General features: G+C 60.4%; 14 protein-coding genes. 10 read left to right on the forward strand and 4 right to left on the reverse strand.

Annotated elements, in window-relative coordinates; all coding sequences use genetic code 11:
* The first annotated feature begins 36 nt into the window (after positions 1 to 36).
* Both J2Y86_RS24680 and J2Y86_RS24685 read left to right on the forward strand, forming a co-directional pair.
* Complete coding sequence (locus J2Y86_RS24680; RefSeq protein ID WP_253437590.1) at positions 37 to 627, forward strand: YceI family protein; 591 nt, start codon at positions 37 to 39, stop codon at positions 625 to 627.
* Position 628: 1 nt separating this feature from the next.
* Positions 629 to 1,786, forward strand: coding sequence for a phospholipase D-like domain-containing protein (locus J2Y86_RS24685; RefSeq protein ID WP_253437593.1), 1,158 nt, complete (start codon positions 629 to 631; stop codon positions 1,784 to 1,786).
* A gap of 133 nt (positions 1,787 to 1,919) precedes the next feature.
* On the opposite strand, the gene bglX is transcribed toward J2Y86_RS24685, so the two are convergent.
* On the reverse strand, positions 1,920 to 4,211 hold the full coding sequence (bglX, locus tag J2Y86_RS24690; RefSeq protein ID WP_253437596.1) for a beta-glucosidase BglX: 2,292 nt from the start codon (positions 4,209 to 4,211) through the stop codon (positions 1,920 to 1,922).
* A 241-nt stretch (positions 4,212 to 4,452) separates the two neighbouring features.
* On the opposite strand from bglX, the gene J2Y86_RS24695 reads away from it, so the two are divergent.
* The 4 genes from J2Y86_RS24695 to J2Y86_RS24715 all read left to right on the forward strand — a co-directional run bounded on the left by J2Y86_RS24695 (position 4,453) and on the right by J2Y86_RS24715 (position 8,028).
* Entirely contained in the window at positions 4,453 to 5,061 is a 609-nt protein-coding gene (locus tag J2Y86_RS24695) for a LemA family protein (protein ID WP_253437599.1), read from the forward strand.
* A 34-nt stretch (positions 5,062 to 5,095) separates the two neighbouring features.
* Entirely contained in the window at positions 5,096 to 5,851 is a 756-nt protein-coding gene (locus J2Y86_RS30220; protein ID WP_301308790.1) for a TPM domain-containing protein, read from the forward strand.
* A 43-nt stretch (positions 5,852 to 5,894) separates the two neighbouring features.
* The gene (locus J2Y86_RS24710) at positions 5,895 to 6,512 is read left to right on the forward strand and encodes a TPM domain-containing protein (protein WP_253437602.1); all 618 of its coding nucleotides are present in this window, start codon (positions 5,895 to 5,897) and stop codon (positions 6,510 to 6,512) included.
* A gap of 301 nt (positions 6,513 to 6,813) precedes the next feature.
* A complete protein-coding gene (locus tag J2Y86_RS24715; protein WP_253437605.1) occupies positions 6,814 to 8,028 on the forward strand; it encodes a class I SAM-dependent methyltransferase in 1,215 nt (404 codons plus the stop codon).
* 139 nt (positions 8,029 to 8,167) lie between these two features.
* Here the strand turns inward: J2Y86_RS24715 and J2Y86_RS24720 are convergent, their stop codons facing one another.
* Complete coding sequence (locus tag J2Y86_RS24720; protein WP_253437609.1) at positions 8,168 to 9,058, reverse strand: DMT family transporter; 891 nt, start codon at positions 9,056 to 9,058, stop codon at positions 8,168 to 8,170.
* A gap of 297 nt (positions 9,059 to 9,355) precedes the next feature.
* Here J2Y86_RS24720 and J2Y86_RS24725 point away from each other — a divergent pair, with 297 nt between their 5' ends.
* From J2Y86_RS24725 to J2Y86_RS24735, 3 genes are all read left to right on the forward strand, one after another.
* A complete protein-coding gene (locus J2Y86_RS24725) occupies positions 9,356 to 9,937 on the forward strand; it encodes a DJ-1/PfpI family protein (RefSeq protein WP_008025704.1) in 582 nt (193 codons plus the stop codon).
* A 14-nt stretch (positions 9,938 to 9,951) separates the two neighbouring features.
* Positions 9,952 to 10,257, forward strand: a complete 306-nt coding sequence (locus tag J2Y86_RS24730; RefSeq protein ID WP_008025707.1) for a ribbon-helix-helix domain-containing protein — start codon at positions 9,952 to 9,954, stop codon at positions 10,255 to 10,257.
* Positions 10,258 to 10,421: 164 nt separating this feature from the next.
* Entirely contained in the window at positions 10,422 to 10,766 is a 345-nt protein-coding gene (locus J2Y86_RS24735; protein WP_253437613.1) for a YegP family protein, read from the forward strand.
* 129 nt (positions 10,767 to 10,895) lie between these two features.
* Here J2Y86_RS24735 and J2Y86_RS24740 read toward each other — a convergent pair whose 3' ends face one another.
* Positions 10,896 to 11,783 carry a dihydrodipicolinate synthase family protein gene (locus tag J2Y86_RS24740; protein ID WP_253437616.1) on the reverse strand — a complete coding sequence of 296 codons (888 nt, stop codon included), beginning with the start codon at positions 11,781 to 11,783 and terminating at the stop codon, positions 10,896 to 10,898.
* Positions 11,784 to 11,812: 29 nt separating this feature from the next.
* Positions 11,813 to 12,595, reverse strand: a complete 783-nt coding sequence (locus J2Y86_RS24745; RefSeq protein ID WP_253437619.1) for an aldolase — start codon at positions 12,593 to 12,595, stop codon at positions 11,813 to 11,815.
* 109 nt (positions 12,596 to 12,704) lie between these two features.
* On the opposite strand from J2Y86_RS24745, the gene J2Y86_RS24750 reads away from it, so the two are divergent.
* Positions 12,705 to 13,247, forward strand: a complete 543-nt coding sequence (locus tag J2Y86_RS24750; protein WP_253437622.1) for a helix-turn-helix domain-containing protein — start codon at positions 12,705 to 12,707, stop codon at positions 13,245 to 13,247.
* Positions 13,248 to 13,338 lie beyond the last annotated feature (91 nt).

Below are 13,338 nucleotides of genomic sequence, written 5' to 3' on the forward strand. Positions count from 1 at the left end.
AAGGTTCGTGCAGGTTTATTTCCCCCACGAGTCTTTATGTTCAAGCGGTTCCTTATCCAAACCCTGGCCTTTGTACTGCTGACCGGCGCCACGTTATCAGCCCAGGCCAATTGGTACCTGGACGGCGAGTCTTCGCGGCTGTCGTTCGTCAGTACCAAAAACGCCAACATTTCCGAAGTTCAGCGCTTTCTGGTGCTGCACGGCAAGGTCAGTCCCAAAGGCCTGGCCGAGGTGGAAGTCGAGCTGGAGTCGGTGAACAGCGGCATTCCCTTGCGTGACGAACGCATGCGCAAGGAGTTGTTCGAGATCCAGACCTTCCCCGAAGCCTTGATCACCGCACAAATCGATCTGCGCCCGATCAACGACCTCGCGCCCGGCGCGCAACTCGAATTGCGCCTGCCGGTGACCGTCAACCTCCATGGCAAACAACACGACTACAACGCCGAGCTGTTGGCAACCCGTCTGGATGACCGGCGCTTTCAGGTGGTGACGCTTGAGCCGCTGGTGATCAACGCGGCGGATTTCGATCTGGCGCCGGGGCTGGAAAACTTGCGCAAGGTCGCGGGTTTGTCGGCGATCAGTCTGTCGGTACCGGTGGGTGCGGTACTGATTTTCACGGCGCGCTGACATGGCCGGCGCGATTTTTCCGTGGCGTGAAGGCAACAGCTTCGAACTGCTGATCGACGGTCCGCAGTTCTTCCCGCGCATGCTGGTCGCAATTGCCCGCGCCGAAGAGCAGGTTGAACTGGAGCTGTACCTGGTGGAGGCGGGCACCTGTGCCGAAGCCATGGTTCAGGCGTTGGTCCAGGCTGCCGAGCGTGGTGTCCGTGTGCGCTGCCTGTTCGATGATTACGGCAGCCTCGCGTTCACCCTGACCTTGCGTCAGCGTCTGATGGCGGCGGGCGTGGAACTGCGTTTCTACAATCGCCTGAGTTGGCGGCGCTGGGTCGGCAATTTCTATCGCGATCATCGCAAGCTGTTGCTGGTCGATCAGAGCATGGCGGTGGTCGGTGGCACCGGTGTCACCGATGAGTTCTGGACGCCGGGCGAAGACACCAGCGAATGGCACGAAGTGATGGTGGAAATCACCGGTCCCCTGGTCATCGACTGGCAGTTGCTGTTCGACCGCCAATGGATCGCCAACCGTCATCGGCGTGCCTGGAAGCCTGCTTCGCACTTCGGCCTGCCGCGATTGCCGCGCGTGCCGTCCACAGGTGAGGGCATGGGCCGCGTGGCGTATGCCGACGCCCGTCAGCACCGCGATATTCTGCAGTCACTGGTCCGCGCTCTGAACAGTGGCCAGAAGCGGATCTGGCTGGCCACGCCGTATTTTCTGCCGACCTGGAAAGTCCGCCGCTCATTGCGCCGGGCCGCCGGTCGAGGCGTTGATGTGCGTCTGCTGTTGACCGGTCCGCGCACCGATCACCCGTCGGTGCGCTACGCCGGGCATCGCTACTACCCGCGACTGCTCAAGGCCGGGGTGAAGATCTTCGAATACCAGCCGTGTTTCCTGCACCTGAAAATGGTGCTGGTGGATGACTGGGTGAGTATCGGCTCGTGCAACTTCGATCACTGGAATTTGCGGTTTAACCTGGAAGCCAACCTTGAAGCACTGGACCCAGGGTTGACGAGGGCGGTGGCGGCAAGTTTCGAAAAGGATTTTGCGCTGAGCCAGGAAGTCAGCCTGGAGGCATGGCAACGCCGGCCGCTGTGGCGACGAATCAAGCAAAGGATTTGGGGATGGGTCGATCGGTTGGTGGTGAATCTGCTGGATAAACGCGGATAGTCGTCACACCCAAAACCACTGTGGGAGCGGGCTTGCTCGCGAAGGGGCCGTGTCAGTCAACGATGATGTCGACTGACAGTCCGCATTCGCGAGCAAGCCCGCTCCCACATTTGTAATGTGTTGCCTGGAAGCGTTACAGCAACTCAAAACTCTGCTGCGTCACGTCCTGGGAATCCAGGCCGATCTGCACGTTGAACTTGCCCGGTTCTGCCGCGTACTTCAGCTGGGCATTGAAGAACTTCAGGTCATCCTCGGTGATGGTGAAGTGCACGACTTTCTGTTCGCCGGCCTTGAGCGTGATTTTCTGGAAGTTCTTCAGTTCCTTGATCGGCCGGATCATCGAGCCGGTCACGTCCTGGATGTACAGCTGCACCACGGTTTCGCCGTCACGCTTGCCGGTGTTTTTCACCATGACGCTCGCGTCGAGCTTGCCGGTCTTGTTCAGCGTGGTCGATGACAATGCCATGTCGGTCAGGCTGAAATCGGTGTAGCTCAGACCGAAGCCGAACGGGAACAGCGGGCCTGTGGTGTCATCGAAATACTGCGAGGTGTAGTTGCCCGGTTTGCCCGGCGTGAACGGCCGGCCAATGCTCAGATGGTTGTAGTAGGTTGGAATCTGACCCACCGAACGCGGGAAGGTGATCGGCAGTTTGCCCGACGGGTTGTAGTCGCCGAACAGCACGTCGGCGATGGCGTTGCCGCCTTCGGTGCCGCTGAACCAGGTTTCCAGAATCGCGTCAGCCTGTTCCTTCTCCTGGAGAATCGACAGCGGCCGGCCGTTCATCAACACCAGTACCAGCGGTTTGCCGGTGGCTTTCAAGGCGCGGATCAGCTCGCGCTGGTTTTCCGGGATATTCAGGTCGGTACGGCTCGACGATTCGTGGGACATGCCACGGGATTCGCCCACCGCTGCCACCACCACATCGGCATCTTTGGCGGCTTTCACCGCTTCGTCGATCAGCACTTGCGCCGAACGCGGGTCGTCCACCACTTCCGGGGCATCGAAGTTGAGGAAGTTCAGGTAGTCCAGGACCTTCTTGTCGCTGGTGATGTTGGCGCCACGGGCGTAGATCAGCGTCGATTTATCGCCCAGCGCGTGGGTCATGCCGTCGAACAGCGTGACCGATTGAGCCGGACGGCCAGCGGCAGCCCAACTGCCCATCATGTCGATCGGTGCTTTGGCCAGCGGACCGACCAGCATGATTTTCGCGGTTTTCTTCAGCGGCAGGGTTTCGCCCTGGTTCTTCAGCAGCACCAGACTGCGACGCGCGACGTCGCGGGCCTCGGCGCGGTGCAGGCGGCTGTCGGCGTAAGTGTCGGCCGGATCATCCTCAGCCTTGCCGATGCGCAGGTACGGGTCCTTGAACAGGCCCATGTCGTACTTGGCGTCCAGCACCGCACGCACGGCGTTGTCGATGTCGCTTTGCTCGATCTCGCCGGCCTTCAACAGCCCCGGCAGCTCCTTGCCGTACAGGGTGTCGTTCATGCTCATGTGGATGCCGGCCTTGATCGCCAGCTTCGCGGCTTCGCGACCGTCAGCGGCAACGCCGTGCTTGATCAGCTCGAAAATCGCCCCGTGGTCGCTGACCGCCAGGCCCTTGAAGCCCCATTCCTTGCGCAGCAGGTCGTTCATCAGCCAGGTGTTGGCAGTGGCCGGCACGCCGTTGATCGAGTTCAGCGCAACCATCACCCCGCCGGCACCGGCGTCAATCGCCGCGCGGTACGGGGGCAGGTAGTCCTGGTACATCTTGACCGGGCTCATGTCGACGACGTTGTAGTCGCGACCCCCCTCGACCGCGCCGTACAAGGCAAAGTGCTTGACGCTGGCCATGATGCTGTCGGCCGCGTTCGCGCCGGTGCCCTGGAACGCCTTGACCATCACGCCGGCAATGCGCGACACCAGATAGGTGTCTTCGCCGAAGCCTTCGGAAGTCCGGCCCCAGCGCGGGTCGCGGGAGATGTCGACCATCGGTGCGAAGGTGATGTCGAGGCTGTCCGCCGCGGCTTCCTTGGCGGCGACGCGCCCGGACCGGCCAATGGCGTCCATGTCCCAGCTCGACGCCAGTGCAATCGGGATCGGGAAAATCGTGCGATGGCCGTGGATCACGTCATAGGCGAAGAACATCGGGATCTTCAACCGGCTGCGCATGGCCGCGTCCTGCATCGGACGGTTTTCCGGGCGGGTGATGGAGTTGAACGTACCGCCGATGTTGCCAGCGGCGATTTCCTTGCGGATCAGCTCCCGGGGCATTTCCGGGCCGATGCTGATCAGGCGCAACTGGCCGATTTTTTCATCGAGGGTCATCTGCTTCATCAGGTTGCTGATGAAAGCGTCCTTGTTCTCCAGAGGTGCGGGCGTCGTGGCGGCCAATACGGTATGACTGGCCAGACTGACGAACAGGCCCAGCAAACACAGCTTCTTCATGAATGGTTTTCTCTAAAGCCTAAACGGCAGGGAATACGCGCCGGTCAGCCAAAATTTAGGGAGCGACTATTGTTGTTCAGGTAAATGCAGCACACTTCTGCAGTGTTTTTTTGCGCTGGGGCATCTTTTAGCCCATTGGCTCGATGCAATCCAGTGGCGGCGGCAGATTATGCCCCAAGAGGCCGTTCAGAAGGTCGCTGGTTGTTTTTTCAACGGAATGTACAAGGGAGCATCAAACCAGATGAATGTACGACACCACACTCGGTCGAGCCTGCACGTCGCAGCCTTGATGTTGCTGACCACGTTGCTGGCCGGTTGCGGCATCAACAACATTCCGACCCTCGACGAACAGGCCAAGGCGGCCTGGGGCCAGGTGCAGAACCAGTACCAGCGCCGCGCCGACCTGATCCCCAATCTGGTGGAAACCGTCAAGGGCTATGCCAGGCATGAAGAGGAAACCCTGACCGCGGTGATCGAAGCCCGGGCCAAGGCGACTTCGATCCAGGTGGATGCCAGCACCCTCGACAATCCCGAGAAGCTCAAACAGTTCCAGCAAGCGCAGGATCAGCTGACCGGTGCCTTGAGCCGTTTGATGGTGGTCTCCGAGCGCTATCCGGACCTCAAGGCCAACCAGAATTTCCTGGCGTTGCAATCGCAGCTGGAAGGCACCGAGAATCGCATCGCCGTGGCGCGTCGTGATTTCATCCTCGCGGTGCAGAAGTACAACACCGAAATCCGTACGTTCCCGGGGCGCTTGTGGCACACCGTGATGTACAGCGATCTGCCGATTCGTGAAACCTTCGAAGCCACCAGTCCCGGTGCCGAGAAAGCACCTGAAGTGAAGTTCTGACCGGCTTGCAGCATTACCACGGATGAGGTTGCCAATGCGCGTGTTGAAAGTGGGCCTGGTGCTGTTGCTCTGGGTGTTTGCCCTGACGGCCCGGGCCGAGCTCAAATTTCCGGAGCTGACCGGGCGGGTGGTGGATAACGCCCAAATGATCGAACCCTCAGTGCGCGAGCAGTTGACGCAACAGCTCAACGCCCACGAAAAAGCCACCGGTGAACAATTGGTGGTGGTGACGTTGCCGGACCTGCAGGGCACTGATATTGCGGACTTCGGCTATCAGCTCGGTCGTCATTGGGGCATCGGGCAGAAGGACAAGAACAACGGCGCACTGCTGATCGTCGCGCGCGATGAGCGCCGGTTGCGGATCGAAGTTGGTTATGGCCTGGAAGATCGGCTGACCGATGCGCAGAGTTCGGTGATCATCAACCAGGTGATCACTCCTGCGTTCAAGACCGGCAACTTCAGCAAGGGCATCAGCGACGGGGTCGCGGCGATGCTGGTGGTGTTGGGCGGCAGTCCGCTGGATGAACCGTCGACGGTGTACGACTCCGGCGGCAATCAGGAGAGTGACTTCGTTTCGCAACATCCCGGGGTGTTTGTGTTCCTGGTGTTGCTGTTCATCCTGACGATATTCGTCTTGCAGATGTTCGGGATCCTGCCCGCCGGCCGAGGCGGCTCGGGTGGCTCGAGCGGTGGTTTTGGCGGGGGTGGTTTTGGTGGCGGCGGTGGAGGCGGGGGCTTCAGCGGCGGCGGGGGCAGTTTCGGGGGCGGCGGTTCGTCGGGCGGCTGGTGATAACCCTTCAGATAATAACAATGGCGAGTGAGCACAGTTAAACATGGCACTACTGACTGAACACGAACAACGCAAAGTCGCCGAGGCAATCGCCCGGGTCGAGCGCGACACCGACGCCGAACTGGTGACCGTGCTCGCGGCCCGCGCCGACGACTATGCGTACATCCCGCTGCTGTGGGCCAGTTTGCTGGCGCTGGTGGTGCCGGGTGTCGTGCATTACCTGACCGGCTGGCTGACCATGCACAGCCTGTTGCTGGTGCAGTGGGTCACCTTCATCGTGCTGTGCCTGGTGTTCCGGATTCCGAAAGTCACCACCCATTTGATCCCGCGCTCGGTGCGTCACTGGCGCGCCTCGAACCTGGCGCGTCGGCAGTTTCTGGAGCAGAACCTGCACCACACCGTGGGCAGCACCGGCATGCTGATTTTCGTCTGCGAGGCCGAACGTTATGTGGAAATCCTGGTGGACGAAGGGATTTCCAAACGGCTGGATAACAAGAACTGGGACGCGATTGTCGCGGTGTTCACCCAGCAGGTGAAGCAGGGGCAGACGTTGCAGGGGTTTGTGACGTGCGTCGAGGCGTGCGGCGAGTTGCTCAAGGTGCATGTGCCGGTGACGCATGTGCGGAATGAGTTGCCGAATCGGTTGGTGGTGTTGGGCTGACACACCTTCTGTGGGCGAGAGGGCTTTTGTGGCGAGGGGACTTGTCCCCGTTCGACTGCGAAGCAGTCGTAAATCCGGTTTGCACGGTGTAACTGAAAGAATGCAGGGGGCCGCTTCGCAGCCCAACGGGGGCAAGCCCCCTCGCCACAAAAGCCCCTTCACCACAAAAGCCCCCTCACCACAGGGAACTTCACTCGCCTGAGGATTCTCACCGTTCGGTAAATAACTGCGTGTCCCGAACGGCCATCCCCCCTAAAATACCCGCCATTCCCGATTCGCTCCGCCCGAGGCCGTTTTTTCCATGTCCGTCACCGCCACCCCCGCCAGCCTCGCGCCGGATCACCACGCCCAGTTCATCGACCTGCTGCAAACCAGCCTCGACGCCAACGCCTTCATCAAGCTGGTTCTGGCCAAGTACGTCGGCACCGAAGCGGATCTGCAGCGGCTGATCATCAAGCAACTGACCGTCAAGGATCAGCCTTGCCTGTCCTTCGTCTACCGCTACAAGACCCGCGACATCACCAAGAACCTGCCGCTGGCCGAGGGCGTGGCGACCATCGCTGCGTTGTTGCCAGCCTCGTTCAAAAATGCGCATTTGTTGGCGCTGACTGACGAAGCCCAGCTCGAATACAGCAAAAAGGGCAAGTCTTCGCTGTTCAAGAGCAAACCTCAGCAATTGCGTGAAGTGCCGTCCGCCGAGCACAACCGTGAGAAAAACCGTTTCCTCGACCTCAGCCGGCCGTTCCTCGCCGACCTCGGTGTGACGAACAGCAAGCACGAGCTGATCCCGGCGATGTCGCGCAAGTGGAAGCAGATCAACAAGTTCATCGAAGTCTTCAGCCACGCGCTGACCACTTCGCCGCTGGCGCTGGACAAGCCGGTGCGGGTTGCGGATTTCGGTTCGGGCAAGGGTTACCTGACGTTCGCGATCCACGATTACCTGCGCAACACCTTGAACGCCGAAGGCGAAGTGACCGGGGTCGAGCTGCGTGAAGACATGGTCACCCTGTGCAACGCCGCCGCCGCGAAGCTGGAACATCCGGGCCTGGTGTTCAAGTGCGGTGACGTGCGCAGCGTGGCGCCGAGCGAGCTGGACGTGATGATCGCGCTGCACGCCTGCGACATTGCCACGGACTATGCGATCCACACCGGCATCCGCTCCGGCGCGTCGATCATCATGTGCTCGCCGTGTTGCCACAAGCAGATCCGCCTGCAAATCCAGAGCCCGGCGCTGCTCAAGCCGATGCTGCAATACGGTTTGCACCTGGGGCAGCAAGCGGAAATGGTCACCGACAGTTTGCGGGCGCTGTTCCTCGAAGCCTGCGGTTATGAAACCAAGGTGTTCGAGTTCATCTCACTGGACCACACCAACAAGAACAAGATGATCCTGGCAGTCAAACGCGCCGAGCCGGTGGACCCGGCCCAGCTGTTGGTGAAGATTCAGGAATTGAAGGATTTCTACCACATCACGGAACACTGCCTGGAAACCTTGCTGCGGGCCGACGGCTACCTCTGATCCCTATGGAGCCTGATGGCCGCGGCTAACCCTGTAGGAGCCAGGCTTGCCGGCGAAGGCGTCCTCATGATCGCTTTCGCCGGCAAGCCTGGCTCCTGCAACGGTCATGCGGTGGCAATGCGTTCGTGTTTGGCCAGGGTCATGCGGTGGCAATGCGGGCGGGTTTGATGGCTGTCTTGCGGCCCAGCATCACCGTCACGATCACCCCGGCAGCAAACAGCCAGGTGATCGGCTCAATGTGTTCGCCAAAGAACAACGCCGAGAACGCGATGGTGAAGAAGATCTGCAATAGCTGGATCTGACTGACCCGGGCGATACCGCCCATGGCCAAACCGGCGTACCAGGCAAAGAAACCGATGAACTGCGAGAACAGCGAGACGTAACCAAACGCCCACCAGGTCTTGGCTGAAATCTCGCCCTGATGTTGCAGCGCCAGGTACACCACCGGGCCGATCAGCAGCGGCGTCGACAGCACCAGCGCCCAGCAGATCACCTGCCAGCCGCCCATCTCCTTGGCCAGGCGGCCACCTTCGGCATAGCCCAGACCGCCCACGGCAATCGCGCCGAGCATCAGCAAATCACCCGCCTGAATGCTGCCGGCGCCGCTGATCAGCGCGTAACCCAGCACCAGCGCACTGCCCAGCGCGGCACAGGCCCAGAAGGCTTTCGACGGTCGTTCGTGGGACAACCATGCGGCATACAACGCCACGCACAGCGGTTGCAGGCCGTTGACCAACGCGCCGTGGGACGCAGGCAACGTTTGCATCGCCCAGGCCGATAAAACCGGGAAACCGAGGATTACCCCGGCGATCACCAGCGTCAGGCCTTTGACCTGTTTCCAGGTCGGCCATTTTTCCCGGCGCCACAGCAGCAGTATCGCGGCCGGAATCGCCGCGAACAGCGCACGGCCCAGGCCGTTGAGCAGCGGATGGAGTTCCTGCACGACGATTCGTGTGAAGGGCAGGGTGAGGCTGAAAATCACAACGCCAAGCAGGCCGAGGGCCATGCCGGTGTTTTCGCGGGAGGACATGATGGCAACCAGAATTCAGGGTGATTGGACGTGGCTTCATCTAGCCACAAACCGCGGGGTTTGCTCTGTTACAGCTAGGCGCGGAGTTATCCGTACAGTTTGAGGGCCTCTTCGCGGGCAAGCCTCGCTCCCACAGGTTTAGCATCGGCCGCAAGAGCGGCGCAGAACCTGTGGGAGCGTGGCTTGCCCGCGATGAAACGATAACGCGGTCCATCAGGTAGTAGCTGGTTATTACCCACCCCCACGGATAAGGACTACCTTGAATACTCCTGCCTATTCCCCAGAGGAGTCCTCCCCATGGCTGCCAAGAAAATCCTGATGCTGGTCGGCGATTACGTCGAAGACTATGAAGTGATGGTGCCGTTCCAGGCATTGCTGATGGTCGGTCACACGGTGCACGCCGTCTGCCCGGACAAATCCGCCGGCCAGACCGTGCGCACGGCGATCCATGACTTCGAAGGTGACCAGACCTACAGCGAAAAACCCGGCCACCTGTTTGCCCTGAACTTCGATTTCGCCAAGGTCGCCGAAGCCGACTACGACGCGCTGTTGATCCCCGGTGGTCGCGCACCGGAATACCTGCGCCTGAACGAAAAAGTCCTGGACCTGGTACGCGCCTTCGACAAGGCTGGCAAGCCGATCGCCGCCGTGTGTCACGGTGCGCAATTGCTGGCAGCGGCAGGCGTTCTTGAAGGCCGCGAGTGCAGCGCTTACCCGGCCTGCGCGCCGGAAGTCCGCTTGGCGGGCGGCACGTTCATCGATATCCCGGTGACGGAAGGTCACGTTCAAGGCAATCTGGCCACTGCCCCGGCCTGGCCGGCCCACCCGAGCTGGCTCGCCGGTTTCCTCGGCTTGCTGGGCACCAAAATCACGCTGTAACGAGGGACGATTCCATGTGCGAGCTCTACGTCAAAGCCGATCCGATTCTCTACGAATCGCGCTCCCGCTCGCTGCGCATCTGCGGGGTGGTCACCACCCTGCGGCTGGAGAATCAGTTCTGGGACATCCTCAGCGAAATCGCCGAGGTCGACGGCATGACCACCAACCAGTTGATCGCCAAGCTGTATGAAGAGGTGATGGATTACCGTGGGGAAGTGGTGAATTTTGCTTCGTTTTTGCGGGTGAGTTGTACGCGGTATTTGTCGCAGCGGCGGGTGCAGGCGCCGGAGTTGTCGGTGGTGCGGGCGGTGGTGAAATAGCACAGACCGCGTAGACCCTTTCGCGAGCAAGTCCGCTCCCACATAGGAATACGTTCCCCTGTGGGAGCGGGCTTGCTCGCGAAGGGGGCGGTACAGGCGACAGATATCCCAGGCTGGTCTTTACTCTGAAGCGCGAAACCTCTCAATTGCCAAGGAGAAAGAGCATGTCTGGATGGTACGAAGTGAGCAAAAGCAGCAATGGCCAGTTCAGGTTTGTGCTGAAAGCGGCCAACGCCGAACCCATTCTTACCAGCGAGCTGTACACCACCCGTGGCGCTGCCGACAAAGGCATCGCATCGGTTCAGGCCAATAGTCCGCTGGACGAGCGCTACGAGAAAAAGACCACCAAGGATGGCCATCCCTACTTCAATCTGAAGGCCGGCAATCACGAGATTATCGGCAGCAGCGAGGCCTACTCGTCCGCTTCCGCACTGGACAAAGGCATCGCGAGCGTAAAGGCCAACGGCCCGACGACGGTGATCAAGGACAAGACCTTGCCGGTGCTCTAAAAACACCGATAACCCAATGTGGGAGCGGGCTTGCCCGCGATGACGGCTTAACATTCGACGAAGAGGTTGAATGTACGACCGCTATCGCGGGCAAGCCCGCTCCCACAATGTTTTTTGTGTTCGCCAGTATCAGCGCAATTCCTCCAACAAACTCTGCAACTGACCAAGCCCAGCTTCACCCAGCGGAAACACCGGCAACCGCGGATCGCCCGATTCCAGCCCGGTCGCACGCAAGCCGGCCTTGATGGTCGCCGGCAAGCCACCCTTCAAAATGAAATCGAGCAGCGGCAACTGACGATAGAACAGGTCGCGCGCCTTGCTCAAATCGTTGGCCAGGACCGCTTCATACAGATCCAGGTTGAGTTGCGGAATCAGGTTCGGCGCCGCCGTGCACCAGCCTTTCGCCCCTGCTGCAAACGCTTCCAGCGCCAGCGGATTGCAGCCGTTGTAGAACGGCACCTGACCTTCGCCGAGCCGTTGCAGTTGGTGCATGCGCTGGATGTCGCCGGTGCTTTCCTTGACCATGGTCACGTTGTCCACGGTGTTGACGATGCGCAGGATCAGGTCCACCGACATGTCGGTGCCGCTGGTGGCCGGGTTGTTGTAGAGCATGATCGGCACGCCGATGCTCTCGCCGATGGCGCGGTAATGGGCGAGGATTTCCGCTTCGCTGAGTTTCCAGTAAGAGGTCGGCAGCACCATCACCACGTCGGCGCCGTGAGCTTCGGCGAAACGTGCGCGGCGTACCGCTTTGGCGGTGGTCAGGTCGGACACGCTGACGACGGTCGGCACGCGTTTGGCCACGTGTTTGATGCTGAATTCGGCGACCTGATCCCACTCCGCGTCGCTCAGGTATGCGCCTTCGCCGGTGCTACCGAGCGGTGCGATCGAGTGGACGCCGCCGTCGATCAGGCGGTCGATGGAGCGCCCGAGCGCGTCGAGATCAACGCCTTCGCCATTGGCGGTGAACGGGGTGATGGTGTAGCCGATGATGCCGTGAATCGTTGGGGTCGACATGGCGACGCTCCTCTTCAAAGTGTGTGGGTTCAGTTCAGGCAATCGGCGTGTTGACGCAGGTTCTGCCGAGCGTAGTAGTTGAACGCGGCGCCATGGCGCTTGGGTTTCGAGATCCAGTCATGGGCTTCGCGGCCCAGCTCCGGAATGATCGGTTTGATGGTCCCGGCGCTCATTGCCAGCAATTGCAGCCTGGCGGCGCGTTCGATCAGTTGCGCAATGACACAGGCTTCCTCGATGGTCGTGCCCGTCGACAACTGGCCGTGGTGCGAAAGCAGGATCGCCCGTTTGTCGCCGAGTGCGCCGGCAATCAGTTCGCCTTCTTCGTTACCGACGGGCACACCCGGCCAACCTTCGAGAAATGCGCAATCGTCGTAGAGCGGGCAGAGGTCCATGTGGGAAATCTGCAGCGGCACTTCCAGCATCGACAGCGCCGCGACGTGGGTCGGGTGCGTGTGAATGATGCAGTTCACGTCCGGCCGGGCGCGGTACACCCAGCTGTGGAAACGATTAGCCGGGTTAGGCATGCCGTGGCCTTCAAGCACTTCCAGGTCTTCGTTGACCAGCAGCAGGTTGCTGGCGGTGATTTCGTCGAAACCCAGGCCCAGTTGTTGAGTGTAGTAAGTGCCCGGTTGCGGGCCGCGGGCGGTGATTTGCCCGGCCAGGCCGGAGTCGTGACCATTCTCGAACAGAATCCGGCAGGTCAGGGCCAGCTTTTGCCGGTCGGTCCACGTATTATCCGCCAGGGTATTTTGCATCTGGGTCAACGCTTGCTTGACCAGTTGCTCTTTGGGTAGTGCTAAGGTCTTGGCCATATCGGTGTCCTTGGGTGGTTTCATGCAAATGACACAGCAGAGGCTATATGACACTTTGTGTCATTGGCAAGGACAAATCGTCGCCTCCTTGATGGATTAATCGTTCTACATGTCTATCCGTTTGAAATTACTGAGAAAAAAACTTGGCGTGACGCTAGAGGCCCTGGCCGAAAAATCCGGCATGACCAAGAGCTATCTGTCGAAAGTCGAACGCGGGTTGAACACGCCGTCGATTGCCGCTGCGCTGAAACTGGCCAAGGCGCTGAACGTGAAGGTCGAGGAGTTGTTCTCCGAAGACAACGTCAGCCTCGACAGCTACAGCCTGGTGCGCAGCCACGAGCGTCAGTCGCTGGCGGCCAATGATGAAAGCCCCGGCTATGCGGTGCTGGCGCATCAGGTCAGTGAGCGCAGTTTGTTGCCGTTCATCATCTACCCGCCGTTCGAGTTCGCGGACAAAACCTTCAAGGAACACTTGGGGGAAGAGTTTCTGTTCGTCCATGAAGGACAGGTGGAAGTGGATTTCATGAACGAGCGCGTGCTGCTCGAGCGTGGGGATGCGCTGCACTTCAATGCGCAGAAACCGCACCGGATTCGCTCGGTGGGTGAGGTTCAGGCGCAGTTGCTGGTGGTGGTGCATAGCGCGGAAGAATGAGTTGACTGGACTGGCCCCTTCGCGAGCAAGCCCGCTCCCACAGGGATTTGCGCCGTTCACAAAACCTGTGGGAGCGGGCTTGCCCGCGAAG

Origin of the sequence: Pseudomonas migulae (assembly GCF_024169315.1) — a bacterium.
Lineage (GTDB): Bacteria > Pseudomonadota > Gammaproteobacteria > Pseudomonadales > Pseudomonadaceae > Aquipseudomonas > Aquipseudomonas migulae_B.

Coding starts and splice junctions, on each gene's coding strand:
- J2Y86_RS24680 (WP_253437590.1), top strand. CDS start 37: ATGTTCAAGCGGTTCCTTATCCAAACCCTGGCCTTTGTACTGCTGACC.
- J2Y86_RS24685 (WP_253437593.1), top strand. CDS start 629: ATGGCCGGCGCGATTTTTCCGTGGCGTGAAGGCAACAGCTTCGAACTG.
- bglX (WP_253437596.1), bottom strand. CDS start 4,211: ATGAAGAAGCTGTGTTTGCTGGGCCTGTTCGTCAGTCTGGCCAGTCAT.
- J2Y86_RS24695 (WP_253437599.1), top strand. CDS start 4,453: ATGAATGTACGACACCACACTCGGTCGAGCCTGCACGTCGCAGCCTTG.
- J2Y86_RS30220 (WP_301308790.1), top strand. CDS start 5,096: ATGCGCGTGTTGAAAGTGGGCCTGGTGCTGTTGCTCTGGGTGTTTGCC.
- J2Y86_RS24710 (WP_253437602.1), top strand. CDS start 5,895: ATGGCACTACTGACTGAACACGAACAACGCAAAGTCGCCGAGGCAATC.
- J2Y86_RS24715 (WP_253437605.1), top strand. CDS start 6,814: ATGTCCGTCACCGCCACCCCCGCCAGCCTCGCGCCGGATCACCACGCC.
- J2Y86_RS24720 (WP_253437609.1), bottom strand. CDS start 9,058: ATGTCCTCCCGCGAAAACACCGGCATGGCCCTCGGCCTGCTTGGCGTT.
- J2Y86_RS24725 (WP_008025704.1), top strand. CDS start 9,356: ATGGCTGCCAAGAAAATCCTGATGCTGGTCGGCGATTACGTCGAAGAC.
- J2Y86_RS24730 (WP_008025707.1), top strand. CDS start 9,952: ATGTGCGAGCTCTACGTCAAAGCCGATCCGATTCTCTACGAATCGCGC.
- J2Y86_RS24735 (WP_253437613.1), top strand. CDS start 10,422: ATGTCTGGATGGTACGAAGTGAGCAAAAGCAGCAATGGCCAGTTCAGG.
- J2Y86_RS24740 (WP_253437616.1), bottom strand. CDS start 11,783: ATGTCGACCCCAACGATTCACGGCATCATCGGCTACACCATCACCCCG.
- J2Y86_RS24745 (WP_253437619.1), bottom strand. CDS start 12,595: ATGGCCAAGACCTTAGCACTACCCAAAGAGCAACTGGTCAAGCAAGCG.
- J2Y86_RS24750 (WP_253437622.1), top strand. CDS start 12,705: ATGTCTATCCGTTTGAAATTACTGAGAAAAAAACTTGGCGTGACGCTA.